Annotated in this window: 27 protein-coding genes; 14 read left to right on the top strand and 13 right to left on the bottom strand. The window is 63.4% G+C overall.

Features of this window, described 5'->3' with window-relative positions; all coding sequences use genetic code 11:
- Window positions 1-224: 224 nt before the first annotated feature.
- The 5 genes from RFN28_RS23690 to hemF form a co-directional block, all read right to left on the bottom strand.
- Window positions 225-1,208, bottom strand: coding sequence for a S8 family serine peptidase (locus RFN28_RS23690; protein WP_320289635.1), 984 nt, complete (start codon window positions 1,206-1,208; stop codon window positions 225-227).
- A gap of 102 nt (window positions 1,209-1,310) precedes the next feature.
- Entirely contained in the window at window positions 1,311-1,889 is a 579-nt protein-coding gene (locus RFN28_RS23685) for a hypothetical protein (RefSeq protein WP_320289634.1), read from the bottom strand.
- A 294-nt stretch (window positions 1,890-2,183) separates the two neighbouring features.
- On the bottom strand, window positions 2,184-2,369 hold the full coding sequence (locus tag RFN28_RS23680; protein ID WP_040970995.1) for a DUF1059 domain-containing protein: 186 nt from the start codon (window positions 2,367-2,369) through the stop codon (window positions 2,184-2,186).
- A 317-nt stretch (window positions 2,370-2,686) separates the two neighbouring features.
- Window positions 2,687-2,947 (bottom strand): DUF1344 domain-containing protein, encoded by a 261-nt coding sequence (locus RFN28_RS23675; RefSeq protein ID WP_320289633.1) that lies wholly within the window; start codon window positions 2,945-2,947, stop codon window positions 2,687-2,689.
- A 175-nt stretch (window positions 2,948-3,122) separates the two neighbouring features.
- Window positions 3,123-4,037 carry an oxygen-dependent coproporphyrinogen oxidase gene (gene hemF / locus RFN28_RS23670; protein WP_320289632.1) on the bottom strand — a complete coding sequence of 305 codons (915 nt, stop codon included), beginning with the start codon at window positions 4,035-4,037 and terminating at the stop codon, window positions 3,123-3,125.
- 121 nt (window positions 4,038-4,158) lie between these two features.
- Between hemF and RFN28_RS23665 the strand changes: the two genes are divergently transcribed.
- The gene (locus tag RFN28_RS23665) at window positions 4,159-4,416 is read left to right on the top strand and encodes a hypothetical protein (RefSeq protein WP_040970993.1); all 258 of its coding nucleotides are present in this window, start codon (window positions 4,159-4,161) and stop codon (window positions 4,414-4,416) included.
- A 169-nt stretch (window positions 4,417-4,585) separates the two neighbouring features.
- Here RFN28_RS23665 and soxR read toward each other — a convergent pair whose 3' ends face one another.
- Window positions 4,586-5,029, bottom strand: a complete 444-nt coding sequence (gene soxR, locus RFN28_RS23660) for a redox-sensitive transcriptional activator SoxR (RefSeq protein WP_320289631.1) — start codon at window positions 5,027-5,029, stop codon at window positions 4,586-4,588.
- Window positions 5,030-5,176: 147 nt separating this feature from the next.
- Complete coding sequence (locus RFN28_RS23655; RefSeq protein ID WP_320289630.1) at window positions 5,177-5,635, bottom strand: tRNA (cytidine(34)-2'-O)-methyltransferase; 459 nt, start codon at window positions 5,633-5,635, stop codon at window positions 5,177-5,179.
- A 461-nt stretch (window positions 5,636-6,096) separates the two neighbouring features.
- Here RFN28_RS23655 and RFN28_RS23650 point away from each other — a divergent pair, with 461 nt between their 5' ends.
- The 9 genes from RFN28_RS23650 (at window position 6,097) to RFN28_RS23610 (ending at window position 15,323) form a co-directional block, all read left to right on the top strand.
- Window positions 6,097-6,495 (top strand): hypothetical protein, encoded by a 399-nt coding sequence (locus RFN28_RS23650; RefSeq protein ID WP_320289629.1) that lies wholly within the window; start codon window positions 6,097-6,099, stop codon window positions 6,493-6,495.
- Between the two features lie 26 nt (window positions 6,496-6,521).
- Window positions 6,522-8,402: an ABC transporter ATP-binding protein gene (locus RFN28_RS23645; protein WP_320289628.1), complete on the top strand. Its 1,881-nt coding sequence runs from the start codon at window positions 6,522-6,524 to the stop codon at window positions 8,400-8,402.
- The gene (locus RFN28_RS23640) at window positions 8,399-10,282 is read left to right on the top strand and encodes an ABC transporter ATP-binding protein (RefSeq protein WP_320289627.1); all 1,884 of its coding nucleotides are present in this window, start codon (window positions 8,399-8,401) and stop codon (window positions 10,280-10,282) included. The genes RFN28_RS23645 and RFN28_RS23640 overlap by 4 nt, the downstream gene beginning before the upstream one ends.
- A gap of 9 nt (window positions 10,283-10,291) precedes the next feature.
- The gene (locus RFN28_RS23635) at window positions 10,292-10,603 is read left to right on the top strand and encodes a DUF6665 family protein (RefSeq protein WP_320289626.1); all 312 of its coding nucleotides are present in this window, start codon (window positions 10,292-10,294) and stop codon (window positions 10,601-10,603) included.
- Between the two features lie 295 nt (window positions 10,604-10,898).
- Entirely contained in the window at window positions 10,899-11,459 is a 561-nt protein-coding gene (gene petA, locus RFN28_RS23630) for a ubiquinol-cytochrome c reductase iron-sulfur subunit (RefSeq protein ID WP_320289625.1), read from the top strand.
- A gap of 16 nt (window positions 11,460-11,475) precedes the next feature.
- Complete coding sequence (locus RFN28_RS23625; RefSeq protein WP_320289624.1) at window positions 11,476-12,777, top strand: cytochrome b; 1,302 nt, start codon at window positions 11,476-11,478, stop codon at window positions 12,775-12,777.
- 19 nt (window positions 12,778-12,796) lie between these two features.
- Window positions 12,797-13,651 (top strand): cytochrome c1, encoded by an 855-nt coding sequence (locus RFN28_RS23620; protein ID WP_320289623.1) that lies wholly within the window; start codon window positions 12,797-12,799, stop codon window positions 13,649-13,651.
- Between the two features lie 138 nt (window positions 13,652-13,789).
- On the top strand, window positions 13,790-14,485 hold the full coding sequence (locus tag RFN28_RS23615; protein ID WP_320289622.1) for an acid phosphatase: 696 nt from the start codon (window positions 13,790-13,792) through the stop codon (window positions 14,483-14,485).
- A 292-nt stretch (window positions 14,486-14,777) separates the two neighbouring features.
- A complete protein-coding gene (locus RFN28_RS23610) occupies window positions 14,778-15,323 on the top strand; it encodes an adenine phosphoribosyltransferase (RefSeq protein ID WP_320289621.1) in 546 nt (181 codons plus the stop codon).
- A 250-nt stretch (window positions 15,324-15,573) separates the two neighbouring features.
- Here RFN28_RS23610 and RFN28_RS23605 read toward each other — a convergent pair whose 3' ends face one another.
- From RFN28_RS23605 to RFN28_RS23580, 6 genes are all read right to left on the bottom strand, one after another.
- Entirely contained in the window at window positions 15,574-16,044 is a 471-nt protein-coding gene (locus tag RFN28_RS23605; protein ID WP_320289620.1) for a MaoC family dehydratase, read from the bottom strand.
- Window positions 16,041-16,511, bottom strand: coding sequence for a MaoC family dehydratase (locus RFN28_RS23600; RefSeq protein WP_320289619.1), 471 nt, complete (start codon window positions 16,509-16,511; stop codon window positions 16,041-16,043). The genes RFN28_RS23605 and RFN28_RS23600 overlap by 4 nt, the downstream gene beginning before the upstream one ends.
- 114 nt (window positions 16,512-16,625) lie before the next feature.
- On the bottom strand, window positions 16,626-17,600 hold the full coding sequence (corA, locus tag RFN28_RS23595; RefSeq protein WP_320289618.1) for a magnesium/cobalt transporter CorA: 975 nt from the start codon (window positions 17,598-17,600) through the stop codon (window positions 16,626-16,628).
- A 177-nt stretch (window positions 17,601-17,777) separates the two neighbouring features.
- Window positions 17,778-18,881, bottom strand: coding sequence for a redox-regulated ATPase YchF (gene ychF, locus RFN28_RS23590; RefSeq protein ID WP_320289617.1), 1,104 nt, complete (start codon window positions 18,879-18,881; stop codon window positions 17,778-17,780).
- Window positions 18,882-19,076: 195 nt separating this feature from the next.
- Window positions 19,077-19,799 (bottom strand): aminoacyl-tRNA hydrolase, encoded by a 723-nt coding sequence (pth, locus tag RFN28_RS23585; RefSeq protein WP_320289616.1) that lies wholly within the window; start codon window positions 19,797-19,799, stop codon window positions 19,077-19,079.
- Window positions 19,800-19,819: 20 nt separating this feature from the next.
- The gene (locus tag RFN28_RS23580; protein ID WP_320289615.1) at window positions 19,820-20,464 is read right to left on the bottom strand and encodes a 50S ribosomal protein L25/general stress protein Ctc; all 645 of its coding nucleotides are present in this window, start codon (window positions 20,462-20,464) and stop codon (window positions 19,820-19,822) included.
- 309 nt (window positions 20,465-20,773) lie between these two features.
- Here RFN28_RS23580 and RFN28_RS23575 point away from each other — a divergent pair, with 309 nt between their 5' ends.
- The 4 genes from RFN28_RS23575 (at window position 20,774) to RFN28_RS23560 (ending at window position 24,503) form a co-directional block, all read left to right on the top strand.
- Entirely contained in the window at window positions 20,774-21,427 is a 654-nt protein-coding gene (locus tag RFN28_RS23575; RefSeq protein ID WP_320289614.1) for a glutathione S-transferase family protein, read from the top strand.
- A gap of 243 nt (window positions 21,428-21,670) precedes the next feature.
- The gene (gene msuE / locus RFN28_RS23570; protein WP_320289613.1) at window positions 21,671-22,228 is read left to right on the top strand and encodes an FMN reductase; all 558 of its coding nucleotides are present in this window, start codon (window positions 21,671-21,673) and stop codon (window positions 22,226-22,228) included.
- Between the two features lie 36 nt (window positions 22,229-22,264).
- The gene (locus RFN28_RS23565) at window positions 22,265-23,629 is read left to right on the top strand and encodes an LLM class flavin-dependent oxidoreductase (protein ID WP_320289612.1); all 1,365 of its coding nucleotides are present in this window, start codon (window positions 22,265-22,267) and stop codon (window positions 23,627-23,629) included.
- Between the two features lie 25 nt (window positions 23,630-23,654).
- Window positions 23,655-24,503 carry an ABC transporter permease gene (locus RFN28_RS23560; protein ID WP_320289611.1) on the top strand — a complete coding sequence of 283 codons (849 nt, stop codon included), beginning with the start codon at window positions 23,655-23,657 and terminating at the stop codon, window positions 24,501-24,503.
- The last annotated feature ends 35 nt before the right edge of the window (window positions 24,504-24,538 follow it).

Here is a 24,538-nt window from a genome sequence, read left to right as displayed (position 1 = left end):
GCCGATCTCGTGCGCGGCGAAAAGATCGAATATGGTGGCTTGGACGGTGCGTTCTTGGCGCATTGTCGGCTCCGGCGGTGGCAGGACTTTGGAATCAGTGGCATGATCCAAACATACCTGAAACCGCCGGGCCTCGCCTGCGCAAAGCTACGATTCACTCAATAGAATCAATCGCTTGCTGTTTATGGACGGAAACTAGCTAAGGCCGGAACGATCGGCGCCGCTCAATGTATCGCCACCGGGGCCAGTGCCCGCGAAAGGCTTGCTTCGCCCTTGCCGTAGACCGAGGGGTCGTAGTTGACCAGCGTGTCGGTGCGAGCGGTGTTGAGCAGGTCGTTGGTGATCTGAACCGGCGTCGCCTTCGTGAATTTGCTGCCGATGATCGCGGCGTAGCCGGAGATGATCGGCGCGGCGAAGGACGTGCCATAAAGGCCGGTCTTGTCGCCTTCGACGCCGACCACCAGGAAGTGGCTCTGCACCGTCGGATCGGAGCCGGCATAGTTGGAATACCAGGCTAGCGCAGCCTTGCTTGATGTCGTGCCGTTTGTCGACAGCGCGCCGACAAAGATCGCTGTCGGTTTGCCGATCAGGGCGAGGTCGAGATAGTCCTGCTGGCCGCCGGTCACCCCGCCGACGGCGACGGAGTCGTTGCCGGCCGCCTTCGAGACGATGGCCGATCCCTTGGTGGCGTAGGAGATGATCGAGGACTCCTCCGGAGCCCACCAGATCTGGTTCACGCTGTAGCCCGCGGTGGTGTACATGCCGTAGCTGAGGTTGAGCACGTTCAGACCGCGTGCCAGCGGAACGGCCGAGCTCGTCGAGAAATCCTTGGAGCGGATGGTCGCCGCGGGAGCGATCATGCTTGCCTCCTCGCGCGTCCATTCGCCATGCCGCTGGGTCTGCACGCCGAGCCCGAAATTGCCGGAGAAGCGCGATGAACTGCTGAAGTCGTCAACGATGGTGATGGTGACGCCCTTGCCCTTGTAGCCGGCTGCCCACGCGGCGCCGACGTCGGGGCTCATCCAGCTCTGCACCGCCTGGGTCGTCGCCCTTACAGCCGGGATCTTTGCACTCACGCATATGGATCCGCCGCCATGGCATAGCGCGGCCGTCTGGTCCGCGTCGGGGGCTTCCTGCGCCGACGCGATGGATGCCGGCAGAAGGACGAGCGCCGCGGCAATGCCGAATTTGCAAAGATTACCAGACATGGTTTTACTCCCGGTCAAGCAGGAACGAGGATGGCAGGAACGAGGACGGACGATTGCGAAGTTCGGGAGCAGGAAGATCTCTCATGCAAGGCATCCCGGCGATCAGAAAGTAACACGGTAGTTGAGCCACAGGCGCAGCCTTTCGGGTGTAGCGTTAACCAGATATTTCAGCGTCTCCTCAGGCGCCGTCTCGCCGGCCGCGAGCCGGCAGTTGACGCTGTAGGTACCCAGGTCCCCGTAGTCGGCCACGCAGGGCTTTTCGGTCAGGTTGCCGCCGAAGGTCGAGGTAACAGAAAGGGACAGGGTGCTGTTCAGGCTCGGATGGGTCTGGGTGAGAAAACCGAGCTTGAGGCTCGGCGCGATACGGTATTTCTCGGCTTGTTCCCCGGTCCCAAATCCCCACAAGATGCCGCTGTTTTCGGTGAGCTGCGTGAGAAAATTGACATGCATGTCGACCCAATTGCTGTGGTACCACCGATTGAACGAGACCCAGCTTCCATCCTGCAACTCGTAGCCGCCATTGCCGAGGCCCCTCGCGCGATCGCTGAGCCAAGACCCCTGGTGGATATCGACGAGCGACGTGGTCATTTCCTGGGCCATCGCCGGCGAGACACCGAGGAATGCGAACAGCAGGAGTGCCGCTGCGCCGAAACCGCCTCGATTGTCGGACTTTTCGCGCATGCGCGCAGCACCTCGTCCCGTCGGATCCGGACGCGCCTCATGGCGAACGGCTCCTCGTGCAGCCGCTGTGGCCGGATCATGCGCCTGACGTTCGCATGGATACCGTTACCGTGGGGTTATCCCAGCCGGTACGAATATAAGTTTTTGCTTGAAATCTTTGGGATCGAAGCCAGTTGTCGGCGATCGGGGCAGATCGCCGTGAGCAGCGCGGGATGCGCCCGGATGCTGCATCCCGCTCGCTGTCCTTGTCGATGGTGTCGCGCGGAATCCGCGACTGGAGCCGGCTGATGTGCCTCAGGCCGCGTCGCGGACCTTCTGGATGCGCGAGCGGATCGCCTCGATCATCGTCTCGCGGATGATCGTTTCGCCATGCGTTTCACGCAGATGTTCGACAGCGCGGCGCATGACTTCCGCTTCTTCTTCTGCGCGCGTGTGCCAGTCACAGCCCGGGACGAGTGTTCCGCATTGGAATTCCTTCATGGTCGTTCCTTTCCTCGTTGGAGCGGCTCGGTTTGGACTTCCGTTCCATGTGCTTGTTTTATAAGCAATTCCGTGTGGGAAACCGCTGAGCACGTTCCTGGAATTGCTCAGTTGGACTACCATAACACACACTTCCGGTTTCGGTTGCATCGAAGCCGGACGGCTATTGGCTCATCACGGTCTTTGTTGGAAACAAAGGCGGAGCAACGTTGCCCCGCCTTCCTTGCTGCCTGATCCCGCTTTAAGATCTTTGTTTGATGCATATCGTCTCCCCAAAACCGCTGAGCACTTTTGGGCTATATGCATCGGGCGGGCCGTCACTTCATAATCTTGACCGCCTCGGCAATCTTGTTCTTGCCGCTCAGATCCCAGGAAACGCGGACCTTCTCGCCCGGCTTGATGCCAGGATCCTTGAAGGCCTTGGACAGGGTGAAGGTCGATCCATTGTCCAAAACAAGGGTCATGGCCGTTCCATCAAAGCTCTTGACCGTGCCGGTTGTGTGTTTGACCGCGGCGAATGCGGCGCCACTGGAGGCGAGAAAGACAGCGGCGGCTACCGTCACAACAAGCTTGCGCATGGCATGCTCTCCTGGAAATGCGGGTGCCTGTTTTTATCTAGGCAACTCTCGATCAGGGCCGTCCGGTCGCGTCGGGTCGCGGCCCACGGGAGAAAAGAAATCGCCCCCGCCACATTGCCCGCCAAAATTCGGCGAATGGGACAGCAATGCGGCCGGCCTTCCGCTCACCGGATTTTTACGGCCATTTTACCTCGGGCGGCATGCTGGACAGGATCGAGGCGACATTGCCGCCGGTCTTCAGGCCGAAGATGGTGCCGCGATCGTGAAGCAAGTTGAATTCGACGTAACGGCCGCGCCGGACGAGCTGTTGCTCGCGATCGCCGTCGGTCCAGTTCTGGTTGAAATTGCCCCGCACCAGATGCGAATAGACGACGAGGAAGGAGCGCCCGACATCCTGGACGAAATTGAAATCGGCGTCCCAGCCGCCCTTGTCCTCGCCCGAATGCAGCCAGTCGAAAAAGATGCCGCCGACGCCGCGCGGCTCGTTGCGGTGCGGCAGAAAGAAGTACTCGTCGCACCAGGCCTTGAATTTCGGGTAGTCGGCCACGGCGGCGTTCTTCTCGCAGGCGAACTGCATGGCGCGGTGGAAGGCGAGCGTGTCGGGATCGTCCTGGGTGCGGCGCCGGTCGAGCACCGGCGTCAGGTCGGCGCCGCCGCCGAACCACTGGCGGGTGGTCACGACCATGCGTGTGTTCATATGCACGGCCGGCACGTTGGGGTTCCAGGGGTGCGCAATCAGCGAAATGCCGCTCGCCCAGAAGCGCGGATCCTCCTCGGCGCCCGGAATCTGCTTCCTGAATTCGGGGGAGAATTCGCCATAGACGGTCGAGGTATGCACGCCGACCTTCTCGAAGACGCGGCCGCGCATCATCGACATGGTGCCGCCGCCTCCCTTACCTTCGTCGCGCTCCCAGGGCGTCTTCTCGAAACGGCCGGGCGACCATGAGGACAGAGGTCCCTGAAGCTCCTGTTCGAGCTGCTCGAAGGTGGCGCAGATGCGCTCGCGCAGCGCTTCGAACCAGAGGCGGGCCTTCATCTTCTTCTGTTCGATGTCGGCCGGCAGCCCCACCGGAAGGTCAGGTCGTTCCAAATCCGTCTCCAGTCGCAGGCCTATATGCCTGATAAATGACTCGTTTTTTCTGCGCGCGATCCCTAATCTCTTAAAGGCAAGGGTCAAGTCCTGTCTGACCAAGGCGCAAAGGAGTTCCTTCGTGCGCACCCCGGCAAGACCGCCGCTGGATGGCTTGAAGAAGAGGCTGGAGCGCTCGCGGGCCGAGCGCGAAAGACAGCCGCGTGACGGTTTTTTGCGAGAGACCTTCGTGCTGCCACGCCCGGCAGCGCGCCTCAAGGCGAAGGAATGGTTCGAACGCTTTCCCAAGCAGGCCTACTGGACCGAGATTGAAAGCTGGTTCGAACGGCCGGGCGACGTCATCGAATTCACCATGCGGCGGCTGCCGGCGGCCGATTGAGGTCTGTCGATATTCAGATGATGCCGGCCTGACCTCAATCTCAACACGCCTAAAGCGCGTCGCGATCTTTCAGATTCGCTCCATGCGCTTTAGGTTTTTGATTTTACGCATGTCTTTATCCCGAAACCGGTTCCCACTTTCGGGAGACATGCTTTAGAGCGAGCGTGTGTCAGGGCACCAGTAGCCGTCTGGCCCCCGTACCTTCCCTGGCCAGCCGGTCCTCCTTGTTTCGAAGCGGACACTTGTCAATCGACATGCAGCCGCAGCCGATGCAGTCGGTCAGTCCGTCGCGCAGCTTCTTCAGCTGGCTGATCTTATGATCGAGCCCGTCGCGCCAAGCCGTTGAAAGCAGATTCCAGTCCTCGCGCGTCGGCGTGCGGCCCTCGGGCAGGGACTGGAACGCGGCGGCGATCTCGGCCAGCGAGATGCCGACCTCCTGGGCGACGCGGATGATCGCCACGCGCCGCAGCACGTCGCGGCCGTAGCGCCGCTGGTTGCCCGCCGTGCGATGGCTGCGGATCAGACCGCGCGCTTCGTAGAAATGCAGCGCCGATACCGCCACGCCGCTGCGCATCGCCACCTGGCCGACCGTCAATTCCCTTATCGGAGCCATTCGCACTTTCCGCTTGACCTCAAGTTAGGTTGAGCTTGTAGCGAGGAAAGCCTGACAAGGCAAATTGAGGAGAAGGCGATGTGCGCCTGGGTGAGAATAACGGCAGAAGGGGAGGCGGTCCGCGGTAGCGAGCAAGGGCTGATGATACTATCCGAATTGGCGGAGCGCTTCGCCCGCGACCATCGCGACGGACAAAGCGACATTGATGCTGCGCGCGCCCGGCCGCATCGGGATGGTCAGTCGCGCATCCGCCGCCTGATGAACCTCTTGCGGCACGCCGGCGGATTCACGGCCGAACAGAAGGATGTCGCCGGCGGCGAAAGTGAACTCCGTATAGGCGGTCGCGGCCTTGGTGGTGAGCAGCACGAGGCGGCGCGCATTCGCCCCGCGCCATTCCTCGAAGGCGTGCCAGTCGGCATGGCGGGAGAGCGCCGCCATTTCGAGATAGTCCATGCCGGCCCGTTTCAGCGCTCGGTCGGAGAGCGGGAAGCCGGCCGGCTCGATGATATCGACACTGAGATCGAGGCAGGCAGCGAAGCGCAGGATTGTCCCGGTGTTGCCGGCGATATCCGGCTGGTAGAGCGCGATGCGGAGACGGTCGTTCATTTCCGCATCCTTCTAATAAGTGGCAGATCGGCCACAGGCCTCTCCAGCTTTTGGCGATTTCTGGACTGGCGGGTGGCCATTTTCTGCGAAGTCGAGTATATGCCACTCATCGTCAACCCGAACCGAAGGAGGGGGACCACATGATGACCATGCACTTCCAGCTCCCTTCCGGGCAGCTCCTCTCCGGGGCTCCAGTATGCCCAATGGCGGTTTCGGTACGACGATTCTTCTGACACTTTAAGACCTCATCGCACCGATTCCCGCCGAACCCAGTTTTCGGCTTTCGAAGGAATCCTGCGATGTTTTTCAAACTGCCAAAGGGCCGCCGCGCCCCATCTGACCGTGTCGGGACCGACGCTTGCCGTCATGTCCTGACCGATGCGTTGCGTGCCTCCGGCCGAATGCCGGAGGTCGAGTCCGCGTCACCCTTTTTAACGCATTTGCACATGGAGGACGGACCGATGTTCGATCCATTCAGAATACCCGGCTCGAGAAGCCTGCACGAGCGCAAGATGGCGACCTGGGCACTGCTGATCGGCGAGACCTACTCGTCTGCGGTCCATGCCGAGGCGCGCCGCCGGCCGCATCGCGGCATGCTGCCCGACGTCGACTTCTCGCGCGCCGTGCCCGACCGCAGCCGGCCTTCGCTGGTGCGCCGCATCGCAAGGCTGTTCCGGCCGGGCGAGAAAACGCGGGCTGGCGACAGCTTGTCGTCAGGATCCTCCGGCGAGCCTGTCGGCGAAAAGCCGTCGACACCCTATATTGCGCGAAGCAGGGCCGGCGATGCGGGCGATTCCGTATCGCCGGCCCGCGGCGCCGCGCGGCCGAGGAATCTTGTCCACCAATCCCGCGCCGCGTGAGCGCATAGACGATTTGAGTGCCCGGAATGTTCCGCTGGTTTGAAAAGAGGCTCGATCCGTTTCCCGCCGCGGAGCCGGTCGAGCCGCCGAAGACGCTGATCGCCTTCTGCGTGCATTACACGCGCGGCGCCTGGCCCTACATCATCCTCGACGCGATGCTGGTGACGGCGATCGCCTTCACCGAAGTGTGGATGTTCGGTTTCCTCGGCCGCATCGTCGACTGGCTGTCGGCACAGAACCGCGAAACCTTCCTCGAGACCGAGAGCTGGAAGCTCGCCGGCATGGCTTTCGTCGTGCTGTTCGCGCTGCCGGGCACGGTCTGGCTGCATTCGCTGCTCAACCAGCAGACGCTGATGGGCAATTATCCGATGCGCATTCGCTGGCAGGTGCATCGCTACCTGCTCAAGCAGTCGATGGCCTTCTATCAGGACGAATTCGCCGGCCGCATCGCCACCAAGCTGATGCAGACGGCGCTCGCCGTGCGCGAATGCGTGATCAAGCTGATCGATGTCCTCAACTACGTCATCGTCTACTTCCTCGGCATGCTGTTCATCGTCGGCTCGGCCGACTTACGGCTGGCGGCACCGCTCGCGGTCTGGCTGGTCGGCTATATCGGGCTCTTGCGCTTTTTCATTCCGCGGCTGGGCAAGGTCGGCGAGGAGCAGGCCAATGCGCGCTCGACCATGACCGGCCGCGTCGTCGACAGCTACACAAACATCCAGACGGTGAAGCTGTTTTCGCACGCCCGCCGCGAGGCGGCGTTTGCCAAGGAAGGCATGGGAAGCTTCCTCGATACCGTCTACCGTTCGATGCGGCTGGTGACGGTGCTTTATGGCCTGCTCTACGTCCTGAATTCGCTGCTTCTGTTCACCGTCACGGCGATCTCGCTGTGGCTGTGGCTCGGCGAAACCGTGACGATCGGCGCCGTCGCCGTGGTCATCGGCCTGGTGCTCAGGTTGTGGGGCATGTCGCAGTGGATCATGTGGGAGATGTCGGGCCTGTTCGAGAATGTCGGCACGGTGCAGGACGGCATCCAGTCGATCTCGCTGCCGCGCCTGGTCGAAGACAGGCCGGGCGCCAAGGACATCGCCGTCACCCACGGCGAGATCCGCTTCGAGGACATCCGTTTCCATTACGGCAAGCAGAAGGGCGTCATCGAGAACCTGTCGCTGACCGTGAAACCCGGCGAGAAGGTCGGCATCGTCGGCCGCTCCGGCGCCGGCAAGTCGACGCTGGTCAACCTGTTGCTGCGTTTCTACGATCTCGAAAGCGGCCGGATCCTGATCGACGGCCAGGAGATCGCCGCGGTGACGCAGGATTCGCTGCGCGCGCAGATCGGCATGGTGACGCAGGACACCTCGCTGCTGCACCGCTCGGTGCGCGACAACATCCTCTATGGCCGGCCGAGCGCCAGCAACGAGATGCTGATTGAGGCGGCGAAGCGCGCGGAGGCGCTGGATTTCATCTCCGAGCTCTCCGATTCCGACGGCCGCAAGAATTTCGATGCCCATGTCGGCGACCGGGGCGTCAAATTGTCCGGCGGCCAGCGGCAGCGCATCGCCATCGCCCGCGTCATGCTGAAGGACGCGCCCATCCTCATCCTCGACGAGGCGACGTCGGCGCTCGATTCGGAAGCCGAGGCGGCGATCCAGGAGAACCTCTACAAGCTGATGCAGGGCAAGACCGTGATCGCCATCGCGCACCGGCTGTCGACCATCGCCGCGATGGACAGGCTCGTCGTCCTGGACAAGGGCCGTGTCCTCGAGGAAGGCTCGCACGAGGAGCTCGTCGCCGAAGGCGGGCTCTATGCTCAGCTCTGGCAGCACCAGTCCGGCGGCTTCCTGCTCGACGACATGCCGGCCGAGGCCGCCAACGATGCGATTGCCAAGGGTGAAGCCGCGGAATGATGAAGGCCATCTATCGCTGGTTCGAGCACTGGGTCTACCCGTTCCGCGAGCCCGCGAATCTTCGGCCACCCGCCGGCGTTGGCGGCTTCATTTGGCACTATGTCGGTCAGGCGAAGCTCGCCTTCTTCGCCATGCTGATCATCGGCGGCGTGGCGCCGCTGGTCGAGGCCGGGCTGTTCTATTTCGTCGGACGGCTGGTCGATATCCTCGACCAGTTGCCCGGCGAGCGGAGCTGGCATGCGCTGTGGACAGCGGCCGGTCCCGAGCTCCTGTTCATGGGGGCGGTGGTGCTGATCATCCGCACGGTTGTCGTCGGCCTGTCCGCGCTGGTCGACGAGCAGACGATCACGCCGGGCTTCTACAATCTGGTGCGCTGGCAGGCGCACCGGCATGTTTCGCGCCAGTCCTACGCCTTCTTCCAGAACGACTTCGCCGGCCGCATCGCCACGAAGGTCTGGCAGGCGGGGCAGGCGACGGGCGACCTGATGGAGAGCTTCCTGGAGGTTGTCTGGTTCATGATCATCTACACGGTGACGACGCTGGCGCTGGTCGCGGGCCTCGACCTGAGGCTGGCGGTGCTTGTGGTGATCTGGATCGTCGCCTTCGGCTGGCTGGCAAAACTCTATCTGCCGGCGATCCGCAAGCATGCCGAGGCGACCGCCGAGGCCGGCTCGATGATCAACGGACGCATCGTCGATTCCTATTCCAACGTGCAGACGCTGAAGCTGTTTTCGGCCGACGGCGACGACCGCTATATCCGCAACGGCTTCGACATCTATCTCGACGCGCTGCGGCCCTTCACGCGGCGGCTGACCGGCGTTCGCATGGCGCTGACGATGCTTTCGGGCGCCATGATCACCGCGATCGCCGCCTTTGCCATCTATCTTTGGGTCGAAGGTTCGATCACCGTCGGCGCCGTTGCTTTCACGCTGTCGCTGGTGCTCAGGCTCAACATGCTGCTCGGCCGCCTGATGATGCAGCTGAACAGCATCCTGAGGAATCTCGGGGTGCTGGAGAATTCCAAGGCGTTGATCTCGCAGCCGCTCGGCCTGACCGACACGCCTGGCGCCAAGGAACTGATCGTCACCGGCGGCCGCATCGACCTCAAGCACGTCACCTTCCACTACGGCAAAGGGGCAGGGGTTCTCGACGGCATCGATCTTGTCGTGCGGCCGGGCGAGAAGGTCGGGCTGGTCGGCCCGTCGGGCGCCGGCAAGACGACTTTAGCCAATCTCATCCTGCGCCTCTACGACCTCGAAGGCGGCAGGATCCTGATCGACGGCCAGGATATCGCTGAGGTGACGCAAGACTCGCTGCGCGCCAATATCGGCGTGGTCAGCCAGGACACGGCGCTCTTCCACCGCCCGCTGCGTGACAACATCAAGCTCGGCTTGCCGGACGCAACCGACGGGGAAGTGATCGCCGCGGCGCGCAAAGCCGAGGCGCATCAATTCATTACGGGCCTGCGCGACAACCGCGGGCGTGCCGGCTACGAGGCCTATGTCGGCGAGCGCGGCGTCAAGCTTTCCGGCGGCCAGCGGCAGCGCGTGGCGATCGCCCGCCTCTTCCTCAAGGATGCGCCCATCCTGATCCTCGACGAGGCGACCTCGGCGCTCGATTCCGACATCGAGGCGGCGATCCAGGAGAATCTGGCACGGCTCATGGAGGACAAGACCGTCATCGCCATCGCCCATCGGCTGTCCACCATCGCGGCGCTCGATCGGCTGGTGGTGCTCGACGGCGGCCGCATCGTCGAACAGGGCACGCATGACGAGCTGGTGGCGCTCGACGGGCTCTATGCGCGGCTGTGGAAACGGCAGTCCGGCGGCTTCCTGTTCAATGAGGAAAGCGTGCTGGAAGAGACGCGACCGGCGGAGTAGAACGCAGCCATGTCGGTCAGAATGCCCACCAATTTCGGACGGTCCGGCGCTCAGGAAAGCGCGCTCGACCTGCTCGGCCACGAAATCCTCGCTGAAAAGGCGGCCGCTCTTGGCCGCGCCGGGCAACGTGTCGAGGTAACCCTGGCAAAGCTGCGCGAGGACGGCGATGGCGGCGATCGCAGCCGGCTGCTCAAGGAGGCGGCGGCAGCCGTCCACGCCTATTTCATCCAGCGCGAGCTCTGTGGGCTGCGCAGGCACGACGCCGTGATCCGCGAGTACAATATCCCGAGGGCGGTGTTGGTCAGGCTCGGCGCGAGCTAGATCGCCCGACGCAATCTACCCCGGCCAATTTGGTGATTTCGCCGCCGATTTCCCTTTGTTTTCCGGTGTCCGGCGGCTCGCCGGCGAAGCTCCCGCCCCGACCGCGGCGCATGCCCGCGACAATGTGCCCTTGTGGCCTCACCCGACTGGACAAAAACGGCCTTCACGCATAAACCGAACTCCAAATGCCGGAGGAATTCGCTAGCCTGTTCGCCATGCGCTGTCGGGCGGGCGCGATCGAGCAGGGAACAAGGCTCGTCCGCCGGCACTGAAGAGGCGAAAGGATCAGGCACCCGTGAGCGCAACCGACATCCACGATCCCAACCGTCGCGATTTCCTCTACGTCGCCACCGGCATGGCCGCCGTGGTCGGCGCAGGGGCGGTCGCCTGGCCGTTCATCGACCAGATGCGCCCGGACGCCTCGACGCTGGCGCTGGCCTCGGTCGAGGTCGATGTCTCGTCGCTGCAGCCCGGCAGCTCGCTGATCGTCAAGTGGCGCGGCAAGCCGGTCGTGGTACGCAACCGCACCGAGAAGGAAATGAAGGACGGCGAGGCGGTCAGCCTCAGTGAGCTCAAGGACCCGATGGCCCGCAACGCCAACCTGGCGAATGATGCGCCGGCGACCGACGCCAACCGCACGACGCCCGGCAAGGAAGCCTGGATGGTCATGGTGCAGGTCTGCACCCATCTCGGCTGCATCCCGCTCGGCCAGGAAGGCGATTTCGGCGGCTGGTTCTGCCCGTGCCACGGCTCGCAGTACGACACCGCCGGCCGCATCCGCAAAGGCCCGGCGCCTGAGAACATGGCGATACCGGTCTACCAGTTCATTTCCGACACCAAGATCCGTATCGGCTGAGGCAGGGGATATTTCTATGAGCGAGGGACATTCCACCTACACGCCGAAGACCGGGATCGGACGCTGGTTCGACGCCCGCATGCCGCTGCCAAGGCTGGTCTATGACAGCTTCGTCGCCTATCCGGTGCCGCGCAACCTCAACTACATGTGGACGTTCGGCGGCATCCTGTCGATCATGCTGGCGGCGCAGATCCTGACCGGCATCGTGCTGGCCATGCACTACACCTCCGACACCAATCTCGCCTTCGATTCGGTCGAGAAGATCATGCGCGACGTGAATTCGGGATGGCTCTTGCGCTATCTCCATTCCAACGGCGCTTCCTTCTTCTTCGTCGCCGTCTACATCCATATCTTCCGCGGGCTCTTCTACGGCTCCTACAAGGCGCCGCGCGAGCTGCTCTGGATCCTCGGCTGCATCATCTATCTCTTGATGATGGCAACCGGCTTCATGGGCTACGTGCTGCCCTGGGGACAGATGAGCTTCTGGGGCGCCACCGTCATCACCGGCTTCTTCAGCGCCATTCCGCTGGTCGGCAACTGGATCCAGCAGCTCCTGCTCGGCGGTTTTGCCGTCGACAACCCGACGCTGAACCGCTTCTTTTCACTTCATTACCTTCTGCCGTTCATGATCGCCGGCGTCGTCGTGCTGCACATCTGGGCGCTGCATGTCGTCGGCCAGTCGAACCCGACCGGCATCGAGGTCAAGTCGAAGACCGACACGGTTCCGTTCACGCCTTACGCCACCATCAAGGACGCGTTCGGCATGATGGTGTTCCTGTTCGTCTTCGCCTATTTCGTCTTCTACCTGCCGAACTATCTCGGCCACCCGGACAACTATACGGTCGCCAACCCGCTGAAGACGCCGGCCCATATCGTTCCGGAATGGTACTTCCTGCCGTTCTACGCGATCCTGCGCGCCATCACCTTCAACATCGGGCCGATCAACTCCAAGCTCGGCGGCGTGCTGTGCATGTTCGGCGCCATCGCCATGCTGTTCCTGGTGCCCTGGCTCGACACCTCGAAGGTGCGCTCGGCGGTCTACCGGCCGTGGTACAAGCTCTTCTTCTGGCTGTTCGTGGCCGACGCCATCCTGCTCGGATGGCTGGGGTCGCAGCCGGCGGAAGGCTCTTACGTTTTCATGGCGCAGATGGCGACGCTGTTCTACTTCGCCTTCTTCCTGGTCGTCATGCCGGTGCTCGGCCTGATCGAGACGCCGCGGCGCATGCCGAACTCGATCACCGAGGCGGTGCTGGAAAAGAACAAGCGGGCCGGCGGATATCCGGCAGGCGCGGCGGCCGCGCCGGAAACCAAGGGCTGAGAATCTGAGGGGATTTGGCATGAAGAAGATTCTCACCTCGCTGGCGCTGCTTGGCCTGGTGGCCGCGGGCACCGCAGCCATCGCCGCGGAAGAGCATAACCCGGCAGCACCGACGCATTTCCCGATCAATGAGCCGAAGGAAATGAGCTGGAGCTTCGCCGGCCCGTTCGGCACCTACGACAAGGCCCAGCTGCAGCGCGGCCTGAAGGTCTACAAGGAAGTCTGCTCGGCCTGCCATTCGATGAACCTGGTGGCGTTCCGCACGCTGGAAGGCCTCGGCTATTCGGAGGCGCAGATCAAGACGCTGGCCGCCGGCTACACGATCCATGACGGCCCGAACGATGCGGGCGACATGTTCGACCGACCGGGCAAGCCGTCGGATCACTTCCCGGCACCGTTCCCGAACGACCAGGCCGCCGCCGCGGCCAATGGCGGCGCCGCTCCGCCCGACATGTCGCTGCTTGCCAAGGCGCGCGGCGTCGAGCGCGGCTTCCCGCGCTTCATCTTCGACATCTTCACCCAATACGCGCAGGGCGGCCCGGACTATATCCACTCGCTGCTCACCGGCTACGACCAGACGCCGCCGGCCGGCATGGTTATCCCGGAAGGCACGCACTACAATCCGTACTTCCTGTCCGGCGTGTCGCTGAAGATGCCGAAGCCGCTCTCGGACGGCCAGGTGACCTATGACGACGGCTCGCCGCAGACGGTCGACCAGTATGCCCGCGACGTTGCCGCCTTCCTGATGTGGGCAGCGGAGCCGCATCTGGAGGAGCGCAAGAAGACCGGCTTCCGCGTGCTGGTGTTCATGTTCCTGTTCGGCGCGCTGGTCTACATGACCAAGCGCAAAGTGTGGGCCGACGTGCCGCACTGATCCGCAATCGGCAGCAAAGCTTCGAAGGGCGCCGCGGGCGCCCTTCTTCATTCGCGATGGCGCCAACGGCTGCCCATGTCATATGGCCGTCACCGCAACCGGCGATCCTGCGTTGCTCTCACCAAAGGATCGCGCCCTATGAAAAGATTTGCGCCGCTTGCAGCCCTGCTGCTTGTTCTCGTTGCCGGCACCACCGTCCGCGCCGAGGACGCCCAGCCTTTCGTCACCAACAAGGACATCGACCTGACGATGATCCTGCCACCGCCTCCTGCCAACGATTCGGCCGAGACAAAGGCCGAACTGGGTGAAGTCCTGAAAGTGCAGGTGACGCGCACCCCCGAGATGGAGGCGCGTGCCAAGGCCGATGCCGAGGAAGACGTCTGGCGCTTTGCCGACGTCATGGGACCGAAGTTCAATAAGGAGACACTGCCGAAGTTCGCCGCCTTCTTCGATCGCGTCACCGCCACAGAAGGCGCGGTCGTCGACCCCGCCAAGGATGTCTGGAAGCGCCCGCGCCCGCACCAGCTCAGCGATCTCGTCAAGCCGATCGTGAAGCTGTCGAACTCCGGCTCCTGGCCGTCGGGCCATGCGACGGTCGGGACCATGATGGGCATCATTCTGTCCGACATGGTGCCGGAAAAGCGCGCCGAGATCATGGCGCGCGCCGCCGAATATGCCCACAATCGCGTGGTCGGCGGCATCCACTATCCGTCCGATGTCGAGATGGGTAAGATCTCCGGCAGCGTCATCGCCGCGGTCCTGCTCAGCCGTCCCGATTTCAAGGCCGAATACGAGGTGGCGCGCTCTGAGCTGCGCTCCGACCTCGGCATGTGATCCAGCCTCGGTAGGCCTGTCCGAGAGGGCGCCTTCGGGCGCCCTTTTTCATGCGCCGAAGGCGAAGGGCCGGGCGGCGCCTTCCATACGGCCTTGCCGCTAACGGTGAGACGCAAGGCCGCCGGAGATCTGAGCGTGGGCATGGGACAAGGCAGGCGATGCCAATCCTTTGCCGGATGCGCTTGTCTCCGGCGCTGCATCGCGGTAGCCGTTGCGGGTTGCGTCGCGCCGAGATGTGCGGACGTTCTTTATAGCCGATAGCTGACAGCCTGACACGCGGAGAGCCCGTCTCATGAAATCCTCGCTCGAAGACACGCTCCTTGCCGCGATCCGCACCATCCCTGACTATCCGAAGCCGGGCATCCTGTTTCGGGACATCACCACGCTGCTGAGCGACGCACGCGCTTTTCGCCGCGCCATCGACGAGCTGGTGCATCCTTATGCCGGGCTGAAGGTCGACAAGATCGCCGGCATCGAGGCGCGCGGCTTCATCCTGGGCGGCGCCGTGGCGCATCAGCTTTCGGCCGGCTTCGTGCCGATCCGCAAGAAGGGCAAGCTGCCTTACGAAACCGTGCGCGTCGCCTACAGCCTCGAATACGGGCTGGACGAGATGGAGATGCACAAGGACGGCGTCTTAGAGGGCGAGAAGGTGATTGTGGTGGACGATCTGATCGCCACCGGCGGCACGGCTGAGGCGGCGGTGAAGCTGCTCAGGCAGATCGGTGCCGACATCGTCGCCGCCTGCTTCGTCATCGACCTGCCGGACCTTGGCGGGCGGCAGAAGCTGGAAGCGCTCGGCGTGCCGGTGCGGACGCTGATCGGGTTCGAGGGGCATTGAGGCGCCTCTTCCTTCTCCCCTTGTCGGGTGAGAAGCGGTCCGCTTTAGCGGACGAAAAGCCAATTGCTTTGCTTTTCGAGCTTCGAACGCCCTGAGCCTGCGAAGGGCCGGGTGGCCGATCCACCCCCGGCCGGGTCCCCGCTGCTTCGAAGCGTCCCGGCGTTCGCCGGCCTTTCATCATGCCAGTGGCACGATGAATTCGCTTCGCGAACCGGCTGCTCACCCCACAAGGGGAGTAGGAGAGGTGCCGCTACTCCACCTTCACCAGTACCGCGCTGTCGAACTCGATGACCTTGTCGCCGGTCGAGTCAAAACCTTCCGAGCGCAGCGTGAGCAGGCTCCAGCCGGGGCGCCCGGCAAGCGGACGGTGCGCGAGCGCGGTGCGCGTGAAGGTCACCGTCTCGCCGGCATAGACCGGCTTCAGCCATTTCAGGTTGCGAAAGCCAGGCGAAGGGCCGAATTCGGGCTGCGGGCCGGGGCCGATCCAGCGCACGCCCTCGGTCTCCATGCGCTTTGCGAGGTTGTATTTCATCCAGGTCGCGGCGGTGTGCCAGCCGGACGCGCAGAGCCCCCCAAGCACGCTCTTCTTGGCCGCCTCCTCGTCGACATGGAAGACCTGCGGGTCATATTTGCGGGCAAACGCCTTGATCTCGTCAGCTTCGAACTTGTGCGAGCCGAGTGTGACGGTTTCGCCGATCAGGAAGTATTCATCCAAAGTCATAATTGGCCCTGTGCGACACCACGCGCGAGGAACATGCCGGTGTTTTCCAGCTCGAAGACGCATTCGCCGCGCTGGTTGAAGAGTTCGCTGCGCATGCTGACGAAGCCGAGTTGGGGCCGCGATTTGGACGGGCGCTTGGAAAGCACGGTGACCTTGCCGGTGAGCCGGTCGCCGGCCAGAACAGGCTTCTTCCATTTCACAAGGTCAATGCCCGGCGAGCCCTGCGAGGTCGAATCGAGCAGGAAGGCGTCGCACAGCATGCGCATGAACATCGCGCAGGTGTGCCAGCCCGAAGCCGAGAGGCCGCCCAGGATGCTCGCCTTGCCGGCCTCCTCGTCGAGATGCATGGGCTGGGCGTCGAATTCGCTGGCGAATTCGATGATCTCGGCGGCGCTTACATTCTTGCTGCCGAGGTCGAGCGAGGCTCCCTCGACGAAATCCTCATAGGCCCAGGTCTTTCCGGTCATATCGGCAATCCGGTTGACGAATGCGTGATCCCCAAGGTCGGGCATCCCGGATGAAGGCCCAAGGCGATTTGGTCAAGTCCTTTCTGGTAAGCCAGTTGTTCCCGGCTGGCAGTGTCAGAGCCAGCCGCGGCGGCGGAAATACCAGAAGGGCAGGATCGCCGAGACCACCATCAGGCCGATGGCGAATGGGTAGCCGAACTCCCACTTGAGCTCCGGGATGATGTCGAAGTTCATGCCGTAGATCGAGGCGACCAGCGTCGGCGGCAGGAAGATGACGGCGGCGACCGAGAAGATCTTGATGATGGCGTTTTGCTCGATCGAGATCATGCCGAGCGTGGCGTCGAGCAGGAAGGAGATCTTCTGCGACAGGAAGGTGGCGTGATCTGCAAGCGACAGCACGTCGCGCGACAGCGTCTTGATGCGCGCCCGTACATCCTTGCTCATCTTGGTCTGGGCCGCGACATGGGCAAGAAAGCCGGCAAGGCGCTGCAGCGAGATCAGGCTGTCACGGACAGAGGAAGCGAGATCCTCCTTGCGGCCGATGCCTTTCAGGAGCTCCTGGAAATCGCGGTTGCGCTTCGAGGCCTTGGTCGAGCGCGCCTCGAAGATGTCGCGCGAGATCGCCTCGACGTCGCGGCCGGCGCGCTCGAGGATGTCGGCGAGGCGGTCAACAATCGCCTCCAGCAGGCCGATCAGGATGGTGTCGCCGCTGGTGCAGCCGGTCGCCACCTTTTCGGCGCGCAGCGGGAAGGTCTTGAAGGCCTTAGGCTCATGGTAGCGGATGGTAATCAGCCTGTTGCCGGCGAGCGCGAAGGTCACCGGCGACATCAACGGGTCGTCGACCTCGGTCTGCGCCGGCAGCACGGCGGTCATGAAGTAGCCGCCGTCCTCGACATAGAGGCGGCTCGAAATCTCGATCTCCTCCATCTCCTCGCGCGTCGGGATGGCAATGCCCAGCCAGCTCTCGATGGCGGCCTCTTCGTCCTTGGTCGGGTTGAACAGATCGGCCCAGACGACCCTGTCGCCATCCGCAGCGAGATCGTCGGTGACGCGCAGGCGATCATTGTCCACGACGAAGGCCTTGATCATCGCCGGGTCTCCCTTGCTGGACCAAAGAGATTCGTTCGAAGCGTCGTCAAGATTGCATGGGCTTCGAGGAGCCCGCGAGCATCAGCGGATTAGACCCGCCACCTTGTACGGTCAAGACGCGCAGCAATGCCCTCGGCCCAGGGCAGGCCGGCTCCGCAACCGAGCTCGCCGAGACTGTTATGTGTTGAACTTGAACAGCATGATGTCGCCGTCCTGGACGACATACTCCTTGCCTTCGTCGCGCGCCCTGCCGGCTTCCTTGGCCGCCACTTCGCCGCCCAGCGTGACGAAGTCGTTGTAGGAGATCGTCTGCGCGCGGATGAAGCCGCGCTCGAAATCGGTGTGGATGACGCCGGCCGCCTGCGGTGCCTTGGCGCCCTTGTGCACGGTCCAGGCGCGCGTCTCTTTCGGCCCGACGGTGAAATAGGTGATGAGCTGCAACAGCTCGTAGCCGGCGCGGATCACCTTGTTGAGGCCCGGCTCGTCGAGGCCGAGAGTGGCGAGGAATTCCAGCTCTTCCTCATCGGACAACTGGGCGACTTCCGCCTCGATCGCCGCCGAGATCACCACGGTGCGGGCGCCCTGCGCCGCCGCCATCCGCTCGACCGCCTTCGTATGCTCATTGCCGGTGGCGGCGTCGGCCTCGGCGACGTTGCAGACGTAAAGAACCGGATGCGAGGTCAGCAGGTTCAACCCTTGCAGGATGCGCAGATCCTCCGGCGCGATGCCGTTGAGCAGGAAACGCGTCGGCCGGCCTGCCTGCAGCAGCTCGAGCGCCGCCTCCATCATCGGCAGCACGGCCATCGCTTCCTTGTCCTTGCCGGAAGCGCGCTTGCGCACCTGAACGATGCGGCGCTCGAGGCTTTCCAGGTCGGCGAGCATCAGCTCGGTCTCGACGGTCTCGGCGTCGGCGACCGGATCGATGCGGCCTTCGACATGGGTGATGTCGTCATCCTCGAAGCAGCGCAGCACGTGCACGATGGCATCGACCTCGCGGATGTTGGCGAGGAACTGATTGCCCAGCCCTTCGCCCTTGGAGGCGCCGCGCACCAGGCCGGCGATGTCGACGAAGGAGATGCGGGTCGGGATGATCTCCTTCGATTTGCCGATCGCGGCGATCTTCTGCAGGCGCGGATCCGGCACCGCCACTTCGCCGGTGTTCGGCTCGATGGTGCAGAAAGGATAGTTGGCGGCCTGCGCGGCGGCCGTCCTGGTCAACGCATTGAACAGCGTCGACTTGCCGACGTTGGGCAAGCCAACGATGCCACATTTGAAACCCATTTTTTGCGGTCCTATCGGGAAATTCGAAATTTGGTGAGGGCTATGGGCGAAAGGGGTGACGAACGTCAAGCCCCATGCCCTGATCGTGACGGAGGCTAAAGCGCGTCGCGTTGAAACGGAGTCGGGCGACGCGATTTAAGTCCTTGTTTTGATGCATGTCGCCCAAAACCGCTGCGCACTTTTGGGCGACATGCATTAGTCCTTGCCGAACAGCTTCTTCAGCATCGCGGCCATCGGTCCGCTTTCGGGAACCTTCGCCGGCGGCTGCTGCGGGCGCGCCTGGCGCACATGGCTCTGCCGTTTCGGCGCCTTGGGCGGCGGCCGGTCGTCGTCGCCGGTCGGCACCAGCTTGTCACGCAGAGCCAGCGTGATCCGGTTCATGAAGGAACTGTCGTCGCCCTTGGCCAAGAGACCGGCTTCATCGGCGATCGCCTCGAGCAACACGTCGAGCCATTCACGGTCGGCCTTGGCGAAATCGCCGAGCACATGGCCGTGCACCATCTCCTTAACGCCCGGATGGCCGACGCCGATGCGCACGCGGCGATACTTATTGCCGACATGCTGGTCGAGCGAACGGATGCCGTTGTGGCCGCCGGAGCCGCCGCCCACCTTGACCCTGACCTTGCCGGCGGCAAGGTCGATCTCGTCGTAAAAGACGGTGAGGGCGGCAGCGTCGAGCTTGTAGAAGCGCAGCGCCTCGCCGACCGACTGTCCGGATAGGTTCATGAAGGTCTGCGGCTTGATCAGGAGGACCTTCTCGCCGCCGAGCGTGCCTTCCGAGATCAGCCCCTGGAATTTCTTCGACCAGGGCGAAAAAGAATGGCGGCGGGCAATCGCGTCCGCCGCCATGAAGCCGACATTGTGCCGGTTGTTGGCGTATTTCGCGCCCGGATTGCCGAGGCCTGCAAAAACAAGCATCGTCGACTCCAGGCGGAAAATTACTTCTCTTCGGCCTCAGCGGCCTCAGCTTCAGGCGCTGCAGCTTCGGCAGTCTCCTCCGTCTCCGGCTTCATTGCCGCGGAGCCGGCGATGGTCGCGATGGTGAAGTCGCGATCGGAGATCACCGGCTTGACGCCGGCCGGCAGGGCAACCGCCGAGATGTGGATCGAATCGCCGATTTCGGTGCCGGTGAGATCGACGGTGATGAATTCCGGGATCGCATTGGCCGGGCAGTGGAACTCGACTTCGTGGCGAACGATGTTGAGCACGCCGCCGCGCTTGATGCCGGGCGACTTCTCCTCGTTGATGAAGTGGACGGGCACGTCGACATTGACCTCGGTGTCCTTACCGACCCGCAGGAAGTCGACATGGACCGGGAAGTCCTTCACCGGATCGAGCTGGAAGTCTTTCGGCAGGACCTGAATCTTCTTGCCGTCGACATCGATCGTGGCGATCGTGGTCAGGAACCCGCCGCCGTGGATCTTGTAGAAGATGTCCTTGTAGTTCAGGGCGATCGCCAAGGGGGGCTGCTTGTCGCCGTAAATAACTGCAGGCACTTTACCGTTGCGGCGAACTGCACGGGCGGACCCCTTACCGACCTGTTCGCGCGCTTCGGCCTTGAGCTCGTAAGCCTCGTGGCTCATGGCATTTCCTTTCGCGTGTTATGGAGCGTTCGCGGCGGGCAGGGGCCCGGCCGTAAACGTCGAAAGCCGTCGCAGCCTTGCACAATCTGTCCAAAATGCGTTTTGGGGATCGTGCAGGCCTGGCCGGCCTTCCTCCGCGTTGCCTCCAAGGGTGTCTACACGGGTGGCGGCTCTATAGCGGAAGGCGGCGAGGGGCGCAAGCCGTTGGGCTGGAAGCCTTGCCGCGCCAAGTTCCTTTTACCCATCATGTAGCATCGGGCAGTTTTCAATCGTCCTATAGCAGACATTCGAAGACCATTGGAGATCGACGTGAAACTTCTGTTCAGCCGCAATCCCAATCCTCGCCTTGCGGTCGCGACTGCGCGCTATCTGAAGGCGGAGGTCGCCTTCGAATTCGCCGCGCCCATGGCGCCGGGACAGGCCGAGCGATATCGCGCGCTGAACCCCAATCTGACCTTGCCGATACTGGTCGGTCCGGGATGGAGCCTCTGGGAAGCCGACGCCATAGCCTGCCGGCTCTCGCGCGACAGGCATTCCGATTTCTGGCGCACCGGCGACGACGAGCCCGAGATGATCCGCTGGCTGAGCTGGGGCAAGGAGAACTTCGTCAGAGCCTGCGACATGGTGCATTTCGAGCGCGGCACCAAGCAACGCTGGGGGCTGGGGCCGATCGACAAGGCTCTGGTCGAAGAGGGGCTGAGGCAGTTCCACACGGCCGCGGCTATCGTTGAGGCTGAGCTTTCGCGGCGCGAATGGCTGGTCGGCAATTCGGTTTCCTATGCCGACTTCCGCATGGCGACGTTTCTCGTGTTCAACGATGCCGCCCGGTTGCCGCTGGACGACTATCCGTGCGTCAGCCGCTGGTATCGCAGGCTCGAAGAGATCGATGCCTGGTGCGATCCGTTCGATGGACTGGAAGCGCCGCCGCTGCCGCCGGCTAACAGCGAGGCCGTGCCGGACTGACAATCCGAGTGGATCCTTGAGAAGGATAGCCGCTGCGGAGCGGCAATCCGTGGCGAAAATGGCCGATAACCGCACCCATCTTGGCGAAGGGGCAAGGTCGGAACGCCGCATCCGCTGAACCAACCAACGGCGAAGGGACGCAAACTCAATCCCTCTGCCAGGCTCGTTTTGAAATCTTCTCGCTCACTTAATTCTATAAGATCGGTAGTCTTAATGGGATAAAGAGCCGCGAGGAGAGCCGCAATGACGAAGAAGCGTGTGGTGGGGATATCCGGCAACCTGACCCGCCCGTCGAAGACCAAGGCATTCGTCGGTCATATCGCCGGTGAGGTCGCCGGGCGGATCGGGGCGATCCCGGCGGTCTTCGACATCGAGGACCTCGGTCCATCGCTCCCTCAGGCACGACGCCTCTCCGATCTCGACTTGTCGGCCCGCGCCATCGTCGAACAACTGCTCGCCGCCGATGTCCTGGTGGCGGGATCGCCGACCTTCAAGGGCAGCTATACCGGCCTTTTCAAGCACCTGTTCGATCTTCTCGACCCAACGTCGCTGCGCGGAAAGCCGGTCATCCTGGCGGCGACCGGCGGCGGCGAGCGCCATTCTCTGATCGTCGAGCACCAGTTGCGGCCGCTTTTCGGCTTCTTCGAAGCGTTGACCATGCCGACCGCGATCTACGCCTCCGACAAGGATTTCGCCGATGGCGTCCTGGTGTCTGAAGCGATTCAGGTCCGCGCCCAGCAGGCGGTGGCCGAGGTTGTCAATGTCGTCGGCGCCACGCGCAGTGTCGGTCTCGCCGCCTGACTCCGAAGCAGTCGTCTCCGAACGGAAGGATCAGCCATGACCAGTTCCAGCAAGTCCAGACAGATCAAGCTCGGCGCCTTTCTGCCCGGCGGCGGCCAGCATGTCGCGGCCTGGCGCCACCCGGACTCGCCGGCCGACGGCGCGACCAATTTCGAGTTTCATAAAAAGCTCGCGCTAACCGCCGAGCGCGGCCTGTTCGACGCCTATTTCCTCGCCGACAATCTGACAGTCGGCCTCGGCGCCCGCGAGGGCGGCAACGCCAAGATCGCCGGTTTCGAGCCGGTGACGCTGTTTGCGGCGCTGGCGCCGCTGACCACCCATCTCGGCTTCATCGCCACCGCTTCGACCACCTATGAAGAGCCGTACACGCTCGCCCGCAAATTCGCTTCGCTCGACCTTTTGTCGAATGGCCGGGCCGGCTGGAACGTCGTGACCTCGGCTGGCGACGACACGGCGCGCAACTTCAATCGAGACGTCCAGCCCAGCCATGCCGAGCGCTACGCCCGGGCGCATGAGCATGTCGAGACCGTCAAGGCGCTGTGGGACAGCTGGGAAGACGATGCCTTCATCCGCGACAAGAAGACGGGTCGCTTCTACGACAAGGACAAGCTGCACGACATCAACCACAAGGGCGAGCATTTCAGCGTCAAGGGTCCGCTCAACGTGCCGCGTCCAGTGCAGGGCCACCCCGTCGTGGTGCAGGCGGGTCAATCCGAGGACGGGCGCGGGCTCGCGGCAGCCTCGGCCGAGGTGATCTTCACTGCACATCAGAACCTGGCTTCGGCGCAGGAATTCTATCGCGACATCAAGGCGCGTGTGGCAGCGGCCGGCCGCGATCCGGCGCAGGTGCTGATCATGCCGGGCGTGGCGCCCTTCGTCGGCCGTTCCGAAGAGGAGGCCCGCGCCAAATACCAGCAATTGAACGACCTGATCCTGCCGGAGGACGGCGTTGCGCTGCTCAACGCGCTTGCCGGCCAGACGCTCGATCTTCGGGACTATCCGCTCGACGGGCCCTTGCCGCCGAGCAGGGAGACCGAGGGCATGAAGAGCCGGCAGGCGCTGATCCGCCAGATCGCCGACGAACACAATTTTACGATCCGCCAGCTCTATCAATGGGTCGCGACCGCGCGCGGTCACTACACGGTCATCGGCAGCGCCACCCAGATCGCCGATCAGCTGGAGGAATGGTTCACCAACGAAGCCGCCGACGGCTTCAACATCCTGCCGCCTTGGCTGCCCGGCGCGCTCGATGATTTCGTCGACCTGGTGATCCCGGAACTGCAGCGGCGAGGCCTGTTCCGCACCGCCTATGAGGGCAGGACGCTGCGCGAAAACCTCGGTCTCAGGCGGCCGGAGAATCCGTGGATGGCCGCGCGTTCGACCGTGCTCGCCGCCGAATAGCTTTTCGAAGCGAGGAGACAAGACGATGACTTTGCAGCACATCGAACGTGCAGTCGGCATCGGCAGGCGTGACGGCGGTAATGGCTTCGGAGCGGAGGCCTTGCGCCTGTTCGGTCTGATCTCGGCGCGGATCCTGTCGCGCTACGGGGTGCTCCTCGGCTTCCTGGCACTCTGGCAGGTGGCGGCGAGCAGCGGCTGGATCAACGCGGCGGTGCTGCCGCCGCTCGACGCGATCGCCGTCGCACTTTGGAAGGGGCTCGCCGGCGGCAGCCTGCTCGGCGACATCGCCATCAGCCTGCAGCGCGCCGGCCTTGCGTTTGCTGCGGCCGTCGTCGTCGCCATCCCGCTCGGCCTCGTCATGGGCCAGGTGCGGGCCGTCGAAACCGCGCTCGACCCGATCCTGCAGCTCTTCCGCCAAACCTCGGCGCTGGCGCTCTATCCAGTGTTCATCCTGCTCCTCGGACTGGGGGAAGCCTCCAAGGTCTTCGTCATCTTCTGGGCGACGCTGTTTCCGCTGCTCCTCAACACCATCAGCGGCGTCAAGGAGGTCGATCCGAAGCTGCTCGAAATGGCGCGCGTCTACGGTGCCCGGCGGCTGACCATCTTCCGCCGCGTCGTGCTGCCCGGCGCCGTGCCTTCGATCTTCGTCGGCCTGAGGCTCGGCGCCACCACGGCGCTGCTGCTTCTGATCGCCTCGGAAATGATCGGCGCCAACAAGGGCATCGGCTTCCAGGTGATGAATGCGCAGTACAACTTCCAGATTCCGCTGATGTTCGCGGCGATCGTCATCCTGGCAGCGCTCGGCCTCATCGCCAACCAGGCGCTGGTCAGTCTGCAGCGGCGGCTTTGCCGCTGGAGCAATACCGTGGGCTAAGCAGCCTCCCATCATGTCACCGAAAAATGAAAGGC

Origin of the sequence: Mesorhizobium album (assembly GCF_033977205.1) — a bacterium.
In the GTDB taxonomy this organism is placed as follows: domain Bacteria; phylum Pseudomonadota; class Alphaproteobacteria; order Rhizobiales; family Rhizobiaceae; genus Mesorhizobium; species Mesorhizobium album.
This window is presented reverse-complemented; position numbering and strand designations above follow the sequence as displayed.

What these genes read in the sequence shown, in the direction of transcription:
- RFN28_RS23690 (WP_320289635.1), bottom strand. Translation starts at nt 1,208, where the DNA reads ATGTCTGGTAATCTTTGCAAATTCGGCATTGCCGCGGCGCTCGTCCTT.
- RFN28_RS23685 (WP_320289634.1), bottom strand. Translation starts at nt 1,889, where the DNA reads ATGCGCGAAAAGTCCGACAATCGAGGCGGTTTCGGCGCAGCGGCACTC.
- RFN28_RS23680 (WP_040970995.1), bottom strand. Translation starts at nt 2,369, where the DNA reads ATGAAGGAATTCCAATGCGGAACACTCGTCCCGGGCTGTGACTGGCAC.
- RFN28_RS23675 (WP_320289633.1), bottom strand. Translation starts at nt 2,947, where the DNA reads ATGCGCAAGCTTGTTGTGACGGTAGCCGCCGCTGTCTTTCTCGCCTCC.
- soxR (WP_320289631.1), bottom strand. Translation starts at nt 5,029, where the DNA reads ATGGCTCCGATAAGGGAATTGACGGTCGGCCAGGTGGCGATGCGCAGC.
- RFN28_RS23655 (WP_320289630.1), bottom strand. Translation starts at nt 5,635, where the DNA reads ATGAACGACCGTCTCCGCATCGCGCTCTACCAGCCGGATATCGCCGGC.
- RFN28_RS23650 (WP_320289629.1), top strand. Translation starts at nt 6,097, where the DNA reads ATGTTCGATCCATTCAGAATACCCGGCTCGAGAAGCCTGCACGAGCGC.
- RFN28_RS23645 (WP_320289628.1), top strand. Translation starts at nt 6,522, where the DNA reads ATGTTCCGCTGGTTTGAAAAGAGGCTCGATCCGTTTCCCGCCGCGGAG.
- RFN28_RS23640 (WP_320289627.1), top strand. Translation starts at nt 8,399, where the DNA reads ATGATGAAGGCCATCTATCGCTGGTTCGAGCACTGGGTCTACCCGTTC.
- RFN28_RS23635 (WP_320289626.1), top strand. Translation starts at nt 10,292, where the DNA reads ATGTCGGTCAGAATGCCCACCAATTTCGGACGGTCCGGCGCTCAGGAA.
- RFN28_RS23625 (WP_320289624.1), top strand. Translation starts at nt 11,476, where the DNA reads ATGAGCGAGGGACATTCCACCTACACGCCGAAGACCGGGATCGGACGC.
- RFN28_RS23620 (WP_320289623.1), top strand. Translation starts at nt 12,797, where the DNA reads ATGAAGAAGATTCTCACCTCGCTGGCGCTGCTTGGCCTGGTGGCCGCG.
- RFN28_RS23615 (WP_320289622.1), top strand. Translation starts at nt 13,790, where the DNA reads ATGAAAAGATTTGCGCCGCTTGCAGCCCTGCTGCTTGTTCTCGTTGCC.
- RFN28_RS23610 (WP_320289621.1), top strand. Translation starts at nt 14,778, where the DNA reads ATGAAATCCTCGCTCGAAGACACGCTCCTTGCCGCGATCCGCACCATC.
- RFN28_RS23605 (WP_320289620.1), bottom strand. Translation starts at nt 16,044, where the DNA reads ATGACTTTGGATGAATACTTCCTGATCGGCGAAACCGTCACACTCGGC.
- RFN28_RS23600 (WP_320289619.1), bottom strand. Translation starts at nt 16,511, where the DNA reads ATGACCGGAAAGACCTGGGCCTATGAGGATTTCGTCGAGGGAGCCTCG.
- corA (WP_320289618.1), bottom strand. Translation starts at nt 17,600, where the DNA reads ATGATCAAGGCCTTCGTCGTGGACAATGATCGCCTGCGCGTCACCGAC.
- ychF (WP_320289617.1), bottom strand. Translation starts at nt 18,881, where the DNA reads ATGGGTTTCAAATGTGGCATCGTTGGCTTGCCCAACGTCGGCAAGTCG.
- pth (WP_320289616.1), bottom strand. Translation starts at nt 19,799, where the DNA reads ATGCTTGTTTTTGCAGGCCTCGGCAATCCGGGCGCGAAATACGCCAAC.
- RFN28_RS23580 (WP_320289615.1), bottom strand. Translation starts at nt 20,464, where the DNA reads ATGAGCCACGAGGCTTACGAGCTCAAGGCCGAAGCGCGCGAACAGGTC.
- msuE (WP_320289613.1), top strand. Translation starts at nt 21,671, where the DNA reads ATGACGAAGAAGCGTGTGGTGGGGATATCCGGCAACCTGACCCGCCCG.
- RFN28_RS23565 (WP_320289612.1), top strand. Translation starts at nt 22,265, where the DNA reads ATGACCAGTTCCAGCAAGTCCAGACAGATCAAGCTCGGCGCCTTTCTG.
- RFN28_RS23560 (WP_320289611.1), top strand. Translation starts at nt 23,655, where the DNA reads ATGACTTTGCAGCACATCGAACGTGCAGTCGGCATCGGCAGGCGTGAC.